This window comes from uncultured Methanobrevibacter sp. (assembly GCF_902769175.1).
Taxonomy (GTDB): domain Archaea; phylum Methanobacteriota; class Methanobacteria; order Methanobacteriales; family Methanobacteriaceae; genus Methanobrevibacter.
In genome coordinates, this window is the sequence record NZ_CACXNW010000029.1 from 1 (window position 1) to 20455 (window position 20455).

Sequence of the window (20455 nt, forward strand, 5' to 3'; positions counted from 1 at the left end):
TTTTGGATTTTGGAAAAAATTAAAAAAAAAAATTGGGATCATGAATTTGATTTTTTTTCAAAATTTGTGACACCCTCTCAAATAATTAAAAAAAAAATTATATAATAATATAATAAATTAAATAAAAGATAAAAAAAGGACAGAGATGAAATAATTAAAAAATTAAAGAGCTGAAAACTTATTTTACTCTTTCTTCTACTTTTAACCAGTTTTCAGTTCTTGGAGGCAATTTAGTAAAAATAAATGCCATAAGCAATGAGAAAATAGACAATAGCATCAGCAGAATTAAATGTTCTGTTGTTTCAGTAGTTATGATTTCATGAATTCCTCCAATCCATATTACAATCAAAAGCACTGAAATGATATATCTAACGGTTACTACCCACCAATTGCCTATCTTTAAAAATTTGCTTTGATCATTGAAAAAGCTGATTATCTTTTTCATATTGAATATCCATGAAAATATTAGGCATTCAATGAATACTGATATTACAAGGGAAATATTATTTACAAACTCATCTGTAACTGTCACTAGGAATTCTCCAGGAGCTGTTGCAAAAACCATTGATATGATAGCTCCAATTATACATAAAATAGTTACAGCCTTTTTTCTTGACAAATGAAATTTATTTTGAACAGATGAGGAAAATACCTCAAATGAAGACAACATGCTTGTAATACCTGAAATATATACAGTGAAGAAGAACAATGGAGCTATTATTAATGCTAAAGGACCTAATATATTGAATACTGTTGGATATACAACAAAAATCAAACCTGTTCCTTGAGATACGATTTCTGAAACAGGAACCCCTGATTGAAGTGACATATATCCTAAAACAGAGAATACTCCTAATGCTGCAAAGTTTTCAAAAATGGAATTTGCTGCTATCACATATAATGAGCTTGAAATTAAGTCAATATCACTCTTTGTATAGCTTGCAAAAGTAAATGCTGCTCCCATTCCCAAACTCAACGAGAAGAATATTTGTCCAAAAGCAGCCATCCAAATTGAAAAATTGCTTAAAAGGGACCAGTCCGGTTTAAACAGTTCATTCAAACCAAGATTTGCTCCAGGTAAGGTTAAAGAGAAACCGACAATGAATATCATTATAGCAAATAATAATGGAATAACCACTTTAGAAACATTGCTTAATCCAGAACTGACCTTTTTATGAGATATTGACCATACAATAAACCAACAGACAAGCATTGAAATGCCAACCAAAGGAACAAATGTAGTGACATCCCCTAAATTGGAACTGGCATGCAGAACATTATTGGTAAGGAATGCATTTGGATTTGATCCCCATCCCTTAAAGAAGCTTAAGATAACGTAGATTCCATCCCATCCAATGATTGTTGAGTAGTATATTGTCATTATGAATATGACAACTGGAAGGAACCATCCAAAAAATTGGAATTCTGGGTTGATATTTGTAATGCCCTTGGCAAATGAGGACCTGAAATTATAGCCAACACCATATTCCAATATTAAAAATGGTATAGCCAATACTAATATTGCCGTAAGATAAGGAATATAAAATGCTCCACCTCCATTTGAGTATAAAACATAAGGATATCTCCATATATTCCCTAAGCCTACTGCAGATCCAATCATTGCAAGAATAAATGATAAATTGCTGCTCCATTCGTTATATTCCTTTGACATTAAAATATCTCCATAATACGTAACTATTGTTATATAACTTTAAACATATAAATCTTAAGGTTATTTTTGAAAAAATAACTAAAAAAAATGAAGAAAAATAAAAAATAATGAAAAAAATAGAGAAAAAATGCAAAATAAACAAAATCTTAAAAAAAATTAAGAAAAAAATAGAGAGAAATACAAATCATACATAATGAAGAAATAATAGACATTATCTACATAGAAAAACAACAATATTATCACATCAAATGCTTTTTACGAATTAAATTACGAAGAAATGAAAAATTTAATAGAAAAGAATATAAAAAGAGTATCCGCCAAAAGTATGAAAATATTTCAAAAAAACATCTAAAACCATTTATTTTAAAAATAAAGAAACAATTTTTATAAAAATATATTTTTAGAGAGCACTCAAAAAAAATAAAAAAAAGAAATGAAAAATTTAATAGAAAAAATATAAAAAAAATAAAAAAAATGCAAATGAGCGAACAGATGAAAAAGAATCATAAAAAAAATAAAAAAAAGGAATTTGTAAATTCCCTTTAAAAAAGAAAGTATTTCCATCATAATTGAAAATCAATGATAAATAAGAGGCTCAACAGCATCCACAATACCATTATTTCTACAGCGACCTAAATACTCATATATTTGATTATAGATTCCTTTTAAATAGTTTACTCTGTTGTGTTCAATAACATACTTAAAACCTTCAGGAATTACAATTTTATCGCTACCATTTAAAAATTTATCCCTAATCTCTCTATACAAGGCACGATCATTGCTTTTCAAAAGTTTCATATCAGATTCCATCAGTAAAATCAAAACATCAGAATCCATAGGAAGATGATTCCTCCTATTGAAAACAGTATAGTAAACATTCATATGCAGTGAATTCGCAATATTAGCTTGATTACCCTTAATCAAAACATTATATTCAATCGAATTTCTCACGCTATCCTTAATCCCCGTCTTAGCAAGATTTTTGCCGCTATTTTTAAACTTAAGCAAAAGAAACTCATTCAAAATGCTATAACATCTAAGAGACTCTAAATTATTCAAAACCTCAAGTTCCTCAGGATACCATCTTAACCACTGGCCAGCCAATGCCTGATATCTTAAAAGTTCAAAGCCTATCCTCTGATATTCAAATAAAGACCTATATTTATTAGGACCCATAGAAAAATACTTATTAATCAGATTAACATAATCAGCCAATAGCAAATTTCGCACTTGAAGATTTATATTAAGATCCAAAAGGCTTTCTAAAAACCCAAACTCATCATCAGGAAGATCTACAGTTATAGACAATTCCTTAAGAATCCTACTCTTAATATCTGCCTAGTTTCCCGTTTAATACTACCATCAACAGGATTAATTCCAGCATCCAATAAAGCCTTCGTAAAACTAAATTGGACAGAATAACTATTAAAATTCTTAATCACACTAACTAAACGCCTAGTGAAGTCAGCATTCTTACCATTCAAATTAATCAATGTAGCTTTTTTTTTATGCTCTCAAAATAAATATTATTCTTTTTCTCATCATAAATATATGAGGAAATATTCAAAAGCAAATCCCTAGCCGGTTGAACAGCCTCTTGAATATGCCTATAAAGATCCTGATAAATAGCATCTAACTGACTAGCAGGCACCCCCTCCTCAAATTTAGCAAAATAGGAATCCATAGATTCTGCACCATCAAAAAGCTCCGCTAAATAATAATCATAAAGACCTTTATTATTAATTTTAAACCAATCCATCTCCCTCTTAATATACTCTTTAATAGATTTTGAACTAGCTAAAGAAAGATTCTTAGTAAAGCCTAACTCAGGAGCCTTAATCTCAAAATAACTTCTTACAATATTACCATAATTCTTCTTTGTGCCAAAGTCCTTAGCCAAATCCTTATACCATCCATCATCTAATCTATGGAACTGCAAGAAAGAATTGGAAAATTTATTAAATTTAGCACATAATTTTTTGCATTCCTCCAAAGATTTAACTGTATCCAAACTCTTAAGATTAAAATTGCGGTCCAAACTAACGTAAAGATTAGGTAAAGCATTTTTAATTTTGTCTAAATCATTATTCATTGCCTCTCTCAAACCATTTAAATTCAGGTTTTTACCATATGCATTGATATCGAAGAAAGTCTTTTTCCTTTAAGAGAATCAAACCTAATGGCACTATCCAATAACTGCTGTTTCATACCATTAATATCTTTCAATAAATCAATCAAATCAGTTCTGTCAATGCCTTTAGAATTCTTTAACACATTATACCTATCCATTATTTTTTTTTTTTAGGATAAGTCACAGACAGCAACATAAGCTTATCGATCTCAGCAAGAATCTGATCATTTGTCAATTTACTGATATCAGAATCTTCAATCTTAACAGAACCCGTGCTAGACTCAATATGACTAAGGAACAGATGATTCAAATCATCAACAAACTGATTATAATAATAAGTCCTGGAACCTCCACTACGCACCTTATCAATATATTTATCATATAAATCAATAGCACTCTTACGAATCTTATTAGCCAAAATAATATTGGTCTTTCCAACAGCATCAGCAAAATCATAGGCAGACTGAAGAGATTTTTTTCATAGCCTCCAAGAACTTATCATGACTTAAGCTACCAGAAGATTCCTTTTTAATGTTTAATTTTTTAAGCTCATCACTATGATCAACAAAAGTATCAGCATTTATTTTCTCAAACAAGGCATTCAAGGCCCTAACAAATTCAATATACGTCCAGCAGTAACCAATCGGGTTAATCTTTTCGAAATACTCATCATGAAGACTATCAATCTGGGACCGTAAGGTAGCAGCCAAAGCAGTATCCTTAACCTTAATAATCTCAACAAAATCATTAGCCCTATTAAACGCATCATTCATAAAACCGAGAACATCATCAACAGTAACCTGAGAAACAGCATGCTGAGGAATCACAAATTTATCCACAACAAACGAAGAATGATTAACATTCTGTTGGTTGGAAGAACCTTGACTTGGATTTAGATTCTCAAAGGCAGAAGCAGGAATAATATTAGCATATTGACTGAAATCCAAACCCTTGACAAAGTCAATAATACGCTTCCTCACTGCATCATCACCATAATGAGAATAAAAAGTAGAAAATAACCCAGAATCATCATGATACAAAACTTCAAAAACGACACGGGCAATTTGAGGATGCCTAGTCTCAAAAAGTTGCCAAGAACCTAAAAAGGCAAGAAAATCCTGACCCATACCACCATAACTCAAATCACCCTCATAAATCAAGCTCTTATCATTCATAATCTTCTCAATATCCTCCAAAATAGAACGTTTAATAATTAACGGATTGGCATTAATATTATCCAAAATTTTCAAAAGACTATCCTTAAACTGATTCAACTCCTTCTTATATACCTCTTCAGAAGCACCAACAGAAACCATCAAACCCATAAACTGAATAGATGCCTCAAAAATAGTATCAGCATCCTTTAAAAGAGACTGAGCCAAATTCCCATCATTATAAATATCCAAAGACCTAACAAGAATCTGATTCACAACATAAGTATAAACCTCATCAACAGTACAATCAGAAATCATCTTGCTATTAATCTTCAAAGAATCATCAAAAGCCTCAACAGGCTTGCCTCCATAAAAATTCTTCTGAATAAAATCAATAATCTTCTGACGAATATACTATTATTTTCATGGATTTTAACCTCATTGCTTAAGAATAAAATCAATAATCTTCTGACGAATATCCTTATACTCAACAGAGGAATCACCATTGAAATAGGCATACATAAACAAATCAGCATTACCCTTAAATAAACCATTCTTAACACTCAAAGCAATACGAGGATACTTCTCCTCAATCAAATCCCAAGACCCATACAATCTTGTCAAAGCATCAGAAAGCACATAATGAACCTTTTTAGGATAAATAGACTCATCCAACAAAATCCTCCTAATACCATTAAACTCAACATCAGACAATTTAACATCCACCACAGGAGGAGGAAAATTAAGATAAAGCTTTCTTACATAATCAACAATGATCTTACGGACATCATCCATATGATCCCAACCTAAACCAACAAGATAACGGTCAAAATCACCACCTAAAAGATCTTTAAGAATATGCTCAGAAATCTCAGGATACTTTTTACATACCATACACCAAGACCCAGTCACATAAGCTAACACCTCATGATCCTCATTATAAATATCTATATCATCCATAATAGTCCTATCCTCCATAATACGCACAATATCCTCAACAATAGCCGGAGTCAAGACAACACCAGAAATCACAGGGTTAGGATTACCCTCCACACCATCATACAACTTCTGCAAATAATTAACAATAAGCTGACGAACAAAAGTAGAATTACTTTTATGAAGCTCGAAAAACTTCTCAGCATCGCCACCCATAAGACCCTCTACAACCATTACAGAAGCATCAGGAAAATCATTAGCAAACTTTTTCCAAGCACCCCAGAAATAACTTATAGCAGCCGCATCAGGATTATCCATATCATAAATATTAGAAGTATCAGCATAATGAACCTCATCCATAATAATAATCTTCATCTTATTCAAATCTTCAAGACTAAAAGACCCCTTCACATCAGGATTAAGACCAGAAGAAGGATTAGAACCACCATAAGGATTAGGATACAAATTAGGATCAGGACCTACATTAGCCCTATAATGAACAACCCTACTGCGAATAGAATGATACAGATCAATCAGATCATGCTCATTATCAATGGAATTAATATAATTTTCATATCCTATAAAACGATCAAAATGAATGCCTCTTTCATCAAGAATGTCAAAAACAACACTGAACCTATCAGGAGCATGATAAGCCCTATAAAGATTATTAATCAAAAGATTCCTCATTCCATCAATCTTCAAGGAAGCAATATCAACATCATCATCAAACACATGGAATGTCACATGATCAACTACCTCAACATACCTCTTAAAAATATCCTCAAGAGGCTTATCCAACAACTCAAATGACATCCTTCCAATCTCATTAAAATCGAACCCATCCCTATGATAGACAGGCTCATTAGTAATCTTATCATGAAACAATTCCCAGAAGAATATAAAGTATAATAAACGACTGCACACTTCTTGTTGAGCATCAGCAGATAGATATTTAAGAGTGTTAATATCCAGTTGATTGATTATTACATTGATTTCATTATCTGATACTCTTGAAGAATCCCTATATTCGCTTAATCTATTATAAATAGCATCATACTTCTTAAAAAGGTCTGAAGGACTTAAGATAATATTTTTATCCATCCAATCATTGAAATCAGAAGCACCATCGAAAATATCCTTCATTATCAAATAATATAAGGTCCTATTAGTATTTCTCAAGTAAATTAAATCATGCTCCATTTCATCAGCAAGCAATCATATCATCATAAGAAGCAACATTTGCCCCTCTTTCAAAAAAGCCCCTTTTATTAAAAATATTATTATACCTATTGCTCAAATCCATTAAACGGCTAATTGAATAATTATCGCTTCTAAATATCATATCATTTCCATCAAGAACACCTAAGCTATCCATAATAAACTTCATTTGAGCAATCATACGATTGCAGAATTCATAATATGTCACAAGCTTTCCTTGCTTATCAAGAGTGTAAAACTCGTGACGAGCATTACTAAACTCCCAGCGAGTAAATGATGTAGTCGGATAACCAAAATTGTCATTAAAATAATCCATTAAAAGCCAATACCCAACTAGACATGCCTCTTTAAATAAGAGTAACCTATTATACAATTTTGAAACATCCATATCAAAGAAGTTTTTTTTGCCATCAAGTCCCATACTAATTTCTTGATTTAAAACAACTTCTTTGGAAGGCATAGGTCTTGTAATATTATCATAATATTCAGGTCCATAAACTTGATTTACATAAAAAATATTACTGAATGCATCAATATACAAATCAATCACAGAGATATTTAATTGAGTTACATTAATTTTTAAATACTGATTAAAAGCCCATATATCCAAAAGATTAGAAAAATGGGTTGGACCTGCACCATCATATTCCTTAAACCTTTCAACAATATTTGCCCTTGACGGTAAATCATTAATTGGATTAAACTTTTGTACACCATATAGGACCATATACTTATTATCTCCTAACGGAGCGAGTATATAGCCAAGACCATTAGTTAATTCATTAGACAAGTAGGCACGATTTAACTTATACCAGGTAAAATTATTATACATATCCCAATCGAGAGGCAAGAAGAAACGGAAATTATAATCTAATTTATAGAATTACTCATATTGGCCGCTATAATATACAAACCAATTGTATACTTCAGTTAAATTATCAACTGCATTAGTATTACCCCAATGAACATATTTAACCAGATTTTTAAGCATAAGATTCCTATGACAACCATGATCCTCCCCAAAAAAACAGCCAAAAGTTGTTAAATAGTATTGAGGCATCTCATTTAGTAAAATATCCGAAATTTGACCTGCATTTAAATCAGTGATATTTTTCTTGAAAAGAGCATTAATATTCCTTGAACAAACCAATGCAGAATATATCCCTATCAATGATAAAAAATAATCGTCAGATACATTATGGATATTCCACAACATGGTTAAATTTTCAGTGAAATCATATATCCCCTGCATATAATACAGACCATTAAATGTTTTAATCAGCTCATAGGATTGATCATATAAATACTTATTGACCAACACTTTATCAGAATCACTGAGTAATTTATAAGATTTTAAAAGCTTCTTAGAAGCATCTAAACCCATTCTAATCTGATAAAAAATAATGTCTCTCTCTTTTATAACAGCAGTTCTATAGGATGACAAACTATTATGTATTTCCATATATTTATTACATAAAATGGCGTTGTATTCCGGATTTTTATGAAGACGCTTGATTCCCGCTAGCCAAGCATCAAATTCAGTACGACCAGAATAAAGAGCCATGATTTCAGCATGCAAAGTAGCATTAACAAGCTTAATATCATCAAACTCTGATTTGCTGAAATAATGATTTAAAATATCACTATATAAACTAGGATTAACAATTTGTAATAATTGCATATCTTCAGTGAAAAAATTTCTGAGATCCAAATCGCTTAAAGCAACAATATAATTCGGACGATTAAAAATACCATTATAAACATTATCCCTAATCACATCAACATAATCAAAGGAAACCATAGAATTATAATCCGCAAGATTAACCGGACCATTTTCAGTTTCATTAATCCTTTTAACTATATTATAAAGATGCCACAACAGATCCATATTTCCACGATCACCTCTAATAAAATTATCATAGAAACACTCTCTCGCAGCAAGATACTCCTGATAATTAGGAGAACTTGGATTAATCCTATTATCAATAGAAGAAATAAGATAAACCATATTATTACTAAGAACAGTACGCAAGCTATAATGCCTATCAGCTACAAAAAACTCACGAATACCAGCCTGCTCCAAACGAGCATTAAAATCACCTACAGCCATCCTATAAAAATGCTCCCAAGTCTCAAGAGCACTACTATGAGGATCAAACAAAGCATTAATAATAGTAGCACACCAAAACTACCAAGACTCTGCCTATAAAAATGCAAACTATAATGAAGATCACTAGACATGAAATACCTACCAGCCAAATAAGCCTGCTCATACAAAATCGCAAAATTATGAAGCAAAACCAAAGCCCTATTAGTATGGGAAATATTAAACCCAGCACTAATAAGAGTATTATAAGAAAGATAATTCAACAAATAACTCAAATAAGTATTATTACGAATAAAATTCTCCATATAATCAGACATATTTAAAGGATTACGCACCAAAGCACCAGCCACAGCAGGATCAATACCAACAAAAGGATTCGCATAATGAGCCCCAGCAACAACAAAAGAACCCTCTGGATAACTACCTCCATTACCCATCCTATTAACAATCTGAAAAGGCTTAATAAACTGAACACCAATCTGATTAACAAGACCGCCACCAGAGGGTTTAGCCGGTTGAGTAGCAGGCTGATTAGCCTGTTGATTAGGCGCACTAAAAAGCATCTGAACAGCTGCCATAGCAGTATAAAGACTATTATAAAAATTAATCATATCCAAAATAGTAATCTGAGGATTAGCAGCCATGGCAGCATAAGTATCCGCATAATAACCATAAACCTGAGGATAATAATTCTGAACAGGCTTAAGATTAAACAACAAATCCTCAATACCATGATCCATAACCTCTCTAAAAGCAGAATTCTGATACCCGTCATTAAGAGAAATCTCCCCAGAACCATGAGAACCAGCAGCACCCTGAGAACCAGGATAACCTTGAGGATTACCAGCACCCTGAGAACCAGGATAACCTTGAGGATTACCAGCAACACCAAAATCAGGATTATTATTCAAAGCCTCAGTAATCTTTTTAGTAAAAGCACTGTAAACACTAAAACCAGTCTGACTCATACCAAGACCCACCATAGTAAAAGACAATACATTACTCCAAAGATTGCTGTAATCATGATAAGCATTACCCTCCATAAGACCATAGGCAAGACCAGAACCAAAACCAATACCAGCACCAACAACAGTTGCAGCAATCATACCAGCAACAGTCGGAGCAAGAACACCAACAATAGAACCTGCACCCCAAGACACAACAGCAGTACACAACAAAAAGGCACCCTTAATCAAACCAGTCTTAAAATTAGACCAAGGCTTATCAAACTCAGCATTATTATAGTGATAACCAGTAGAAGCAAAGCCACAATTACCAGTATTAAAATTATAAACATGAGTGCCACCATCAGTTTCACCAAATTCAGTATTCACACAAGAAACAGAACCGCCATCATTATGAATGATACCATAATCATCACCATCATAAGTACTATTCCTAAAGACAGTATCATAAATAGTCAAGGTACCCTCATTATAAATAATCTCATCATCACAATAATTATTAAAGAAACTGCAATTAACCAAGGAACAGGAACCCTCATTCTTCAAGAAATAATCATCCCCAACCCTATTAAAGAAACTGCAATTAATAAAAGAGGCAGAACCCTTATTGACAATCTTAACATCATCAAAAGCGAAATTAATAAAAGTAAAACTAGAAGACTTGTCAATCTCCATCTCATCAAAACGGACATCAAAACCATTATTCACAAACACAACAGACATCCTGCGCTCAAAAACATCAGAAAAACCAAAGACATAATCACCAGTGAAATTAATATACAAACAGGCAACAGTATGATTTTTCAAATAATCAAAAACAGCCCCGTAGGAAGCATCATCACTAACATTAAAGATTACAAAATCAACATCCTCAAAACCAAGCTCAAAGGCATCCTCAAAAACAGAACCATCCTTAAGATTAACATTCTTCTTATCCACCAAACTAGACTTAAGATAAGAATCATCCACAATACCAACAGGACTGGAACAATTCCTTAACTCAACATAGGAACCATTCCCCGCATAAAAATCAGCAATATAAATAGTGGCATCATTACCAACACCATTATCAATAAAACTGCAATCATGACAAACAACACTACCTCCAAAGGCCCTGAAAGCACCACCATCATTATCATTATAATAACGATAATCAAGGAAATTATGCCTAAAGACAGTATGATTAGCAAAAAAACCACCAGTAACATGCAAAGCAGTATTAAAATCCCTAAGCTCCACATCATTCAAAGTCAAAGAACCATACTTACCCACAAAAGCAAAATGACAATCATTCTGACCACCATTACCCTTAACACCAATAACAGCACCATTACCATTAATAGTCACAGGACAAAAACCAACATCCAACAAATAACGATTCTCCATAACCAGCTCATCATAAGCCTTATGCCACCAATTAAAATACATAATACCAGAATAGTCATCAGCATCAAAAATATACTCACCAGGAGCCAAATTAATGACAACCTCACTAGCATTAATAAAACTATTCAAAACCCAAAAGACCGCACCTAACTCCTGAACATTGGAAACATTCACAACCCAAGGCTCATCCACATTAAAGACAATAGGATCAACAACAGCAAAATAAGCATTAATATCAATCTCACTATCCTTTAAAAGCCTAGAAATAACCTCATAATCATTATTATAAACAATAGTGGTACTAAACTCCTCACAATAAAATGAATCAGAATACATAGTACCAACAAGACCATCAAAAATATTCAAGGAATAAGGCTCAGCATACAAAATACTAGCATCTATATGATCCTTGGTAAACCCATTAAACTCCGCATCATTATCAACAAAAACACAATCATCAAAAAACACAGTATTATAATTATGAACAACAGTACCAGAACCCCAAAGCTTCACACCATTAGTATAAGCCAAATTATCATAAAAAACACAATCCTTACACATAAGACTGCCATGATTAATAAAACAATGATCAAAATTAGTAATATTCACATCAAAGAAATTAACATTAGCATCAGAACCAATAAACATAAAATTAAGATCACGATTACCCTCAAGAACAGCACCATTACCATTCACAATCAACTGACCAAAATCAAAACGAGAAACATAATCCCACTCCTGATCACTAAAAGAATACTCATCCATATGATAAGTACGATTAACAAGATTAATAACCACAACATCATCCTGATTAATCACATCATGAAAACTATGAAAAATCATATTAAAATCCATATCAGTCTTAAGAGTAAGATTATGAAGAAGATAAGTCTTACCACTCAACTCAATAACAAGATAACCCCCATTACCAAGATAAGCAAGATACTTCCCATCATCATAAACAAAATCACGACCACTCCACCTAATATCCATACGAGAACCAAGAGAAGTAGTATCCAAAGCAATCAAAGTACGAGTGCCAATACTTATCTGCTCAGAAACAGCCAAATCATACAAATCCCCATCAGAATAAATGCTCCAAACAACAAGATTACCAGTGAAATTCAAATCCAAAGGCAAAACACAACTAGCAATACCCTCATCACTCAAATTAGAATAATAAACCCTATCATAAACAATAAAAAACACATTACCATCAGTAACAGGACGACCAGCCTTATCAACAACCTTAACGCTATAATACTCACCTAAATCATAAAGCTTAACACCCTCTAAAATAACCTGAATATCACGATCATTCATATCCAAATGTTTAACCACAACACTCTGACGAGCCAAAATAAGATTAGAATCATCATCCCTAGAATAATATGAAACAATATCATAAGTACCATTAACACTAATGCATGAGCTTAAATCCAAAGAAGCAACACCACTATAATCAACAAGAGAAGTACCTGCCAACTCATGATTCACATAAAAATCCACCTTACCAGTAAAAACAGGTCTGCCCTCATCATCCAAAACCTTAACACGATAAGCATCCCCAAAATCATACTGAGTAATATTACTGGTAACAATCTCAGAAGCATCCCCACAACTAAAATCAAGCAAAGGATACTCAGTATAAGACTCATTGAACAATTCAGGAAAATGCTCCATCATATAAGCTTCATTATACGCATCCCAATCAAAATCAGGATCATCAAAATCAAAAATAGGCTCATCATCAGCTAAAACTTCATCATTCGGACCAAGATTGGAAGCACTTAAAACATCCTTAGCATTTGATCAGACATCATCACTGCCTAAATCCCCATCATTTAGACTATCACTATCAAAACTTAAAACATCATCCTTTGAATTAGCATCAAGACTCAAGTCATTCCCATCTAAAGCAGCAGCCTCAACGCTTAACACATCAGTCCCATTGTATAAAATATCATCAGATGCAGAAACAAATCCCACAGCCAACAACAAAATGAAAAATACAATGAAAACCTTATTAATAATCTTCAAAGAAATTCCCCCATTCTAAAAGATTACATTAAATCCTCATTATTATTAGTTATTTTATAAAATATTAAATTATCATAAATTTAGCATATCAGTTTTCCCCTAAAAACTATCTTCAAAGATAATTTTAAATATACTATATTTTTAATAAATGTATATATATTTCATATAATATATTAAGTTTTTGAAAATATTTCATTTAAATTAAAAAAAATAAATAAAATCTATAAAAATTATGAAAAAATAATAAAATCCATAAAAATAAATAAAATCTATAAAAATTATGAAAAAATAATAAAATCTATAAAAATTATGAAAAAATAATAAAATCCATAAAAATAAATAAAATCTATAAAAATTATGAAAAAATAATAAAATCGTAAAAATTTCATACAAAAGATAGTATAAAATTAGTTCAAAAAAATGAAAAAAAGAGCCAAATACATGCCCCCAACCATTATCTCAAAATATTGAACCAAAACCATCTTTAATATAATGAAAAATAGAGGTCATTTTAAATAAAGATATATAAAAAAAGAACAATTTAATTTAAGCTCAAATGAAAATAATGCACCTATAATATAAAATAAATATTTTTCATCTTTACCATATATATACAGATATGCAGATATACAGATATACAGATATACCCATATACAGACACCATACTTCACAGATACATACAAAAATTTAAAGAATTAAAATCCAAAGTATTCAACACATAAGATAAAAATGAAAAAAGGATCACAAAAAGAATCAAATCTAAATAAAAAACAAAACGAAAAGAAAACAAAAACAATGAAAAATAATAATAAAAAAAATTTAGAAAATAAAACAAAGGATATGAAATAATAAAAAAATTATAAAAAATAATAAAAAGATTAGAAAATAAAATAAAGGATATGAAATAATAAAAAAATTTGTACAATAAGATTTTTTTAAAAATCTTACAACAAATTAAATTAAATCAAATTATTCTTCAGGCAAAGGAAGCTTTCTCCAGAAGAATACATCATTCTCTTTTTTAGCCACTTCAACATAGCCCTTTCTTTCTAAACTCTTAAGGATATTCTTTGTGTTTCCAAAGGAAAGGTTTTTAAATGCAATGTCATTAAGGTAATCCTTAACAGACAATGTATCCATAGCTTCATCATCAGGAAGCAAATGATATATTTGAGACTGAATTGAGTTTAGGTTCTTTAATTGAGGAGCAGTTAATTTCTCATAAACAAATCTGAATTTTTCAAGCTCTTCAACTGAAGACTTGTATTCCTCAACTTCTTGCTTTAATCTTTCGATTTCCTCTAGATTGCTTTGATTAAGTTCATTAAGTGAATTTTCCAATTCGGCAGAGACATTAGTTGAAGGAGCAGGTTCCTCAACCACCACATTAGCAGGTGGTGCGGTGTCTTCAACTGCAGTCATGGAATCAATGAGATTAGCAATGTGCTCATAATCCTCATCTGCACCTACTGCTCTAATTTTAATATTGTTCTCTTTAGCCAATTCCAATTCCTTCTTGATGTCATTCAATTCCATCAATTCCCTATCTTCAGAAGAGGTCTTGTTGATGATGCCGTCATGAACTTGGTCATCAAGGAATTTGCTGTCAGACAACTCAAAGAAGAGGTCTTTAACTTCATTGAGCCTTTGGATTTGAAGGTCTTTCTTAGACAACTCATTTTGAACCTTAGCATAGTCCTCACGAGTAACGGATTTTTCCTTCAATAGCTGTATCTGAACATCTCTTTCGCGAATAGCTACATCACGGGAATCGATTTCCCTCTGCAATGCTACAAGATGATCCTTATTCACTAAATTGTTTTTCAAGTCAAGGATCTCTTCGTTTCTTGAAGCGATTTTAGCATTAAGGGATTGTATTTCCATATTCTTTTCATCAACACTGCTTAATGTATTGGCTAATTTAAGGTTAGCTTGATTTTCCTTACTCTTAGCTTCAGTCACTTGACGCTGAAGTTCAGATATCTTATTTTCAGCAATCTTCAAATCATTGGACAATGTTTGTATCTCACTGTCCTTAAAGCCTACTTCATTCAATGCCTCTTTTAATTTGAGATTTGCTTGACCCAATTCAAAAGTCTTAAAGGTGTTGAATTCTTCATCAAATGATTCTTTTATTTTAGAAAGAGATTCGTTTAATTCTGTAAGCTCCTTGACCTTATCAGACAAGTTTCTAATTGTTTCATCCTTAGAATTCAAAAGGTCTTTGGATCTGTTCAAGACTTCAATATTTGTGTTTAAAGAATGAGTAAAGTTTTCAATTTCATAAGTTTTAGTATTAATGTCCGCTTGATATTTTGCTTTCAAATCAGCGATTTCATCCTCTTTCGCTTTGACATCATTGTCAAATTTGGTTAAGAAGTCACTGAGCTCAAGACTTTTGTTCTTTAAGTCTGTATCAAAATTAGTTTTTAAATCAGTGATTTCCTGGTTTTTTGCTCTTAAATCATCATTATATTTAATCTTTAAATCTGAAACCTCATTTACATGCTTGTTCTTTAAATTAGTTAGTTCTGTTTCATGCTGAGACCTTAATTCAGATATATCAGTTTCATGGTGAGACCTTAAGTCAGACATTTCTGTTTCATACTGAGCCTTTAATTCAGACATATCAGTTTCATGCTGAGACCTTAGATTATATATCTCATCATCCTTTTCCATTAATGATTCTTCAGATTTAGTTTTCAACGCTTCATATTCTTCAGGAGAAATTAAAGAATTCTGTTTCTTTTCCAATTCTATAATTTCCATTTTAAGATTATTTATTTCCAAAAGAGAAGATTTTACCAACTTTTGGAGTTTTTCATTATCGCTTGATTTTTCAAATATCATTTTATCACTTATAATAACTTAATTTAATGCTAATCAAAATAGATTAATCGTTAATTAAAACTATTAATTTAAAATATGTTTATACTCTTATTTAAAATATTTGAATAAATTTAATACAATATAACTTATTAATGTTTATTAAAAATAGAATCTTTAGAAAAAAATATAATAAATTATTAATGTCTTTATTAAAAAATAGAATCTTTAGAAAAAAATATAAGGAATTATTAATGTCTTTATTAAAAAATAGAATCTTTAGAAAAAATATAAGGAATTATTAATGTCTTTATTAAAAAATAGAATCTTTAGAAAAAATATAAGGAATTATTAATGTTTTTATTAATGACACATCATCCATAGAATTAATTGCTCTTAAAAAGTTATAATAATTAATTTCTTCTTAAAAAAGCATATAAATTAATTGCTCTTAAAAAGTTATATAAATTAATTGATTCTTAAAAAGGATTATAAGGACCTAATCTTCCATTATCCTCTTACTTGGACATATTATTGGATCTGGTTCACTATACCTATCATATTCAATATCCGCCCTACTCATTCAATTCATATATTTACTACAATTTATATACAGACCCTAATTTTAGAATAAATAAACTTTTACAAGAACATATCCACATTCCCCATTAGAATGCATCATAAGCTACATAAATAGCCAAAATTAAACATAAAAGATTAACTGAATCTTTAATAAATATAGGGAATTTTAAATTAGTTTATTTATATATTAAATAAATATCCATTCTTATTTTTAAAAAATATCGTGTAAGTAAGGACTTACACTCGAAAAGCTTTATATAGGAATATGAACAACTTATTATTGCCTTAACAAAAAATCCGTAGTTTTTAAGTAAAATTAAGTTATTTAAGTTCTTATTAACTAAAATAAATCATTATTAGACAGTTAAAGTATTAATAGTTAATTTAATTTATTATTAAGTGAGTTAAGTTCTTATTTGACTTTTGAAATAATGGATAGTTTAAGGTAAAAAAATTTTTTAAACAAGAACTAACTAATTTATTTTAATCGGGATGAGTTCAATATGAAAAAAACTGAGGAGAAAAAAATGAAAAAATATATGATGATTCCAATTTTTTTATTGGTATTTTTTATTGCTGTTGCAAGTGTTTCAGCAACAGATATGAATGCTGCCATTGATGATGGCGATTCTTTTATTGATGTAGATGAAGTAGAACTTGATGTTTCTCAAGATATGAATGCTGCCACTGATGATGGCGATTCTTTTGTTGAAGTGAATGAAGCAGAAGAAGATGTTTCTCAAGATATGGATACAACTATTGAAAATGATCCTATTTCCCATAGCAGTTATATGGCCGAAAGAAATGGATCTGTTTCTAAAGATGCGTATGTAGTATCTGAAGATTTTCCTATTTGTCAATTTGTCAATGTAATGGGTGTAAGATTATTTAATTTTGAAGATAACATTCCTGGTCTTCTTGATAGGCAAAATGATAGCCTACCTACTGTAATGGAAAATGTTTCTGGAAATAGGTATGATTTCTTACCTGCAAATCCGAATCATATTGTTGTAACTAAAGAAATGATAGATGCCCTTCAAGAACCAATCGATTTTTATTACAACTCATTCGAAGAAAAACGTTTCACACCACTTGACAAAAATGCAAATGGTCCAAGATATGAACTTTATGAATTGATTATCCATGTTTATGCCAATTATAACTATGTAGATACAATAATTATTGTTGATCAAGTATTGAAAAAGAATTATTATTTCTCATCTGAAGCTATTATTGAAGGCATAATGAATAGAATGCGTAATGGAACTTGTGAAAAAACCAATGTAAGTCGTGACCCAAGCTATTACCCGTTTCACATTAAAATGACTGATATATGGCATAAGGTAAGAGGAGAATAATTGTCTTTCAACAAATTGATTTAAATATAAGCTTATTTTATTAATAAGCTTTTACTTTTTTTATTATCCTTATTTTAAATCTTTATTTGATTATCAAAATCTTTCTATTTTTAATATTGATGAAAATCAGTTTCCTAAATACATGTTTAAAGAAGAAAATTAAATTTATTTAATATTTAATTGTTTCATAAACATCCCATTTAAAGAAGTGAATTAAGCAGCATAAAATATCATCAGCAATATTATCATAAGTAATTACCGGAACCATAAAAAACAATAAACACCTTTTAGAAGAAATAACCTCAAAAATACCCAAAATAATGGAAATAGGTTATCAACCATTACGAAAAATAAGCAAATACTTTGAAACCTTCCTCAAAATTTCAAAACAAAAACGAGAATGCTGACATTTTTAGACTACCAAATGCAAAATTGGACAAAAAAAATCATGTAAAAATAAATAAGCCTATAAAATTTTACAACCTCAGAAAAATAAAATCTATCTAAAGAAAACTCAAACAAAACGAAAAGAAAAATAAAATCAAATCTAAAGAAAACTCAAACAAAACGAAAAGAAAAATAAAATCAAATCTAAAGAAAAATAAAACAAAATTTTAAAAAAAAAAGTAATTTTTAAAAAATTCTAGCAAAACTAAAATCCAGAATCTTCTATATTGCATAAATTAGAATTCCCATTGATATCTATAGTAAACATAACAGGAGTAATTACTTCATTTTCATGTGAAACAGAAAATAAATTGCCTAATCCATCAAAAATTTCTTGACTTTCTAAAGTTAAATCGCTTAAATCATCATCAGTATCAGCTGATGAAATACTGTTAATTCCCATAACAATAATAAAGAAACATATTAAAGCTACTGTAATACGATCCATATTCATCCCTCAATTATTTTTTTATTAAATTTAAATATGGCTTGCCATACTTAAACTAATCTTTATCAAAGGCCATATATAAAGATATTCGAGTGCAAGTACTTACTTACATCTTAAAATATGAAATAAATGATAATGATTGATTTAAATCAAAAAATAAGAGATAAATAAAGGAATTATGAAAAATAAAGAACAATCATCAAAAATAAATTAGTAAAATTTGTTAAAAAAAATATAAAAAAAGAGATAATTAGTAAAATTTGTTAAAAAAAAATATAAAAAAGATATGAATAAAAACAATAAAAATTAGAAAAAATACTAATGAAAACCCATTAGTTTTTCTAGTTTTTAAGGAAATTATAATCTTTTTACCTGCAAATCATTACGAGGCACTATTCTTTGGTATTTAACCTTAGGATAACCTATAACCATACATGAAACGACTTCATAACCCCTTTCCAATTCAATAAGATTTCTAAGTTTTCTGCTTATCTTTGTGCACATTACAAAAAATCCACTGTATAATACTCCAAGACCAAGGATATTAGCCATTATTTCCATATATGCACTTGCAAGACCTCCATTGATATTGCTTTTGCTTGAAACGACTATCATCAATGGAGCTCCTTTAAAGAAGAAATCATCAGTCACTTCAATTCTTCTCAAATAGCTGCTTAGATTTCCCAATTTTTTGCCCTTTCTAAATAGGCTTACACATATTTCCTCTGCTTCATCCTGCTTGGATCCAAGAATTGTATACTTGACATTCTGTGAATTTGCACCAGTTGGAGCATATCTTCCTGCTTCCAAGATCATATTGATTTTTTCATCTTCAACATCAATTTGTTTGAACTGACGTATAGTGCGTCTGCTTTTCATCCCATTTAGAAGAACATCTTCATTTATTTCACTCATAGATACTACCATTTCATCAGTGAAATCATAATTTGCCATTTTAATGGCACCTTCAGGACAGATAGCGTAACAATGTCCACATTCCATACACCCCTTATCATGTGTTTGCACTTTGCCGTCTTCCAAATAAATATATGAATTTGGACAGTCATTTATGCAGGAGGAACATGAGATACATTTTTCATCATCAATTAAAATAGGATTCATATTCTTACCTCTTTAAGTTAATTGTATTTTTAAAAAAAGTACTATATAACTGTAATAATA

The 20455-nt window shown here is 30.4% G+C and carries 15 protein-coding genes; 1 reads left to right on the top strand and 14 read right to left on the bottom strand.

The genetic code is table 11. The annotated features are described in order from the left end of the window. Positions 1–178 precede the first annotated feature (178 nt). The 12 genes from QZV12_RS10585 to QZV12_RS10640 all read right to left on the bottom strand — a co-directional run bounded on the left by QZV12_RS10585 (position 179) and on the right by QZV12_RS10640 (position 16462). Positions 179–1672: a sodium-dependent transporter gene (locus QZV12_RS10585; RefSeq protein ID WP_295621464.1), complete on the bottom strand. Its 1494-nt coding sequence runs from the start codon at positions 1670–1672 to the stop codon at positions 179–181. Positions 1673–2248: 576 nt separating this feature from the next. Then, positions 2249–2980, bottom strand: coding sequence for a hypothetical protein (locus QZV12_RS10590; protein ID WP_295621468.1), 732 nt, complete (start codon positions 2978–2980; stop codon positions 2249–2251). A 181-nt stretch (positions 2981–3161) separates the two neighbouring features. Continuing rightward, positions 3162–3776, bottom strand: coding sequence for a hypothetical protein (locus QZV12_RS10595; RefSeq protein ID WP_295621472.1), 615 nt, complete (start codon positions 3774–3776; stop codon positions 3162–3164). Positions 3777–3787: 11 nt separating this feature from the next. Continuing rightward, the gene (locus tag QZV12_RS10600; RefSeq protein WP_295621475.1) at positions 3788–3961 is read right to left on the bottom strand and encodes a hypothetical protein; all 174 of its coding nucleotides are present in this window, start codon (positions 3959–3961) and stop codon (positions 3788–3790) included. Next, positions 3961–4221 (bottom strand): hypothetical protein, encoded by a 261-nt coding sequence (locus QZV12_RS10605; RefSeq protein WP_295621478.1) that lies wholly within the window; start codon positions 4219–4221, stop codon positions 3961–3963. Before QZV12_RS10605 ends, QZV12_RS10600 begins: the two co-directional genes overlap by 1 nt. A 34-nt stretch (positions 4222–4255) precedes the next feature. Beyond that, complete coding sequence (locus QZV12_RS10610; RefSeq protein WP_295621481.1) at positions 4256–5293, bottom strand: hypothetical protein; 1038 nt, start codon at positions 5291–5293, stop codon at positions 4256–4258. Positions 5294–5395: 102 nt separating this feature from the next. Beyond that, complete coding sequence (locus QZV12_RS10615) at positions 5396–7111, bottom strand: hypothetical protein (protein ID WP_295621484.1); 1716 nt, start codon at positions 7109–7111, stop codon at positions 5396–5398. After that, positions 7101–7904 carry a hypothetical protein gene (locus QZV12_RS10620; RefSeq protein ID WP_295621487.1) on the bottom strand — a complete coding sequence of 268 codons (804 nt, stop codon included), beginning with the start codon at positions 7902–7904 and terminating at the stop codon, positions 7101–7103. The genes QZV12_RS10615 and QZV12_RS10620 overlap by 11 nt, the downstream gene beginning before the upstream one ends. 93 nt (positions 7905–7997) lie before the next feature. Further along, a complete protein-coding gene (locus QZV12_RS10625; protein ID WP_295621490.1) occupies positions 7998–9122 on the bottom strand; it encodes a hypothetical protein in 1125 nt (374 codons plus the stop codon). A gap of 92 nt (positions 9123–9214) precedes the next feature. Continuing rightward, a complete protein-coding gene (locus tag QZV12_RS10630; RefSeq protein ID WP_295621494.1) occupies positions 9215–13258 on the bottom strand; it encodes a hypothetical protein in 4044 nt (1347 codons plus the stop codon). A 126-nt stretch (positions 13259–13384) separates the two neighbouring features. After that, positions 13385–13612: a hypothetical protein gene (locus tag QZV12_RS10635; protein WP_295621497.1), complete on the bottom strand. Its 228-nt coding sequence runs from the start codon at positions 13610–13612 to the stop codon at positions 13385–13387. Positions 13613–14581: 969 nt separating this feature from the next. Then, a complete protein-coding gene (locus tag QZV12_RS10640) occupies positions 14582–16462 on the bottom strand; it encodes a hypothetical protein (RefSeq protein WP_295621500.1) in 1881 nt (626 codons plus the stop codon). A 1085-nt stretch (positions 16463–17547) separates the two neighbouring features. On the opposite strand from QZV12_RS10640, the gene QZV12_RS10645 reads away from it, so the two are divergent. Next, on the top strand, positions 17548–18378 hold the full coding sequence (locus QZV12_RS10645) for a hypothetical protein (RefSeq protein WP_295621503.1): 831 nt from the start codon (positions 17548–17550) through the stop codon (positions 18376–18378). 652 nt (positions 18379–19030) lie between these two features. On the opposite strand, the gene QZV12_RS10650 is transcribed toward QZV12_RS10645, so the two are convergent. Continuing rightward, complete coding sequence (locus tag QZV12_RS10650) at positions 19031–19273, bottom strand: hypothetical protein (RefSeq protein WP_295621506.1); 243 nt, start codon at positions 19271–19273, stop codon at positions 19031–19033. Between the two features lie 357 nt (positions 19274–19630). Further along, complete coding sequence (locus QZV12_RS10655; RefSeq protein WP_295621509.1) at positions 19631–20395, bottom strand: nitroreductase family protein; 765 nt, start codon at positions 20393–20395, stop codon at positions 19631–19633. Positions 20396–20455: the final 60 nt, after the last annotated feature.

Excerpts from the sequence above, each read along its gene's own strand:
- QZV12_RS10585 (WP_295621464.1), bottom strand. The coding sequence starts at position 1,672 with ATGTCAAAGGAATATAACGAATGGAGCAGCAATTTATCATTTATTCTT.
- QZV12_RS10600 (WP_295621475.1), bottom strand. The coding sequence starts at position 3,961 with ATGGATAGGTATAATGTGTTAAAGAATTCTAAAGGCATTGACAGAACT.
- QZV12_RS10625 (WP_295621490.1), bottom strand. The coding sequence starts at position 9,122 with ATGGTTTATCTTATTTCTTCTATTGATAATAGGATTAATCCAAGTTCT.
- QZV12_RS10630 (WP_295621494.1), bottom strand. The coding sequence starts at position 13,258 with ATGATGGAGCATTTTCCTGAATTGTTCAATGAGTCTTATACTGAGTAT.
- QZV12_RS10640 (WP_295621500.1), bottom strand. The coding sequence starts at position 16,462 with ATGATATTTGAAAAATCAAGCGATAATGAAAAACTCCAAAAGTTGGTA.
- QZV12_RS10645 (WP_295621503.1), top strand. The coding sequence starts at position 17,548 with ATGAAAAAATATATGATGATTCCAATTTTTTTATTGGTATTTTTTATT.
- QZV12_RS10650 (WP_295621506.1), bottom strand. The coding sequence starts at position 19,273 with ATGGATCGTATTACAGTAGCTTTAATATGTTTCTTTATTATTGTTATG.
- QZV12_RS10655 (WP_295621509.1), bottom strand. The coding sequence starts at position 20,395 with ATGAATCCTATTTTAATTGATGATGAAAAATGTATCTCATGTTCCTCC.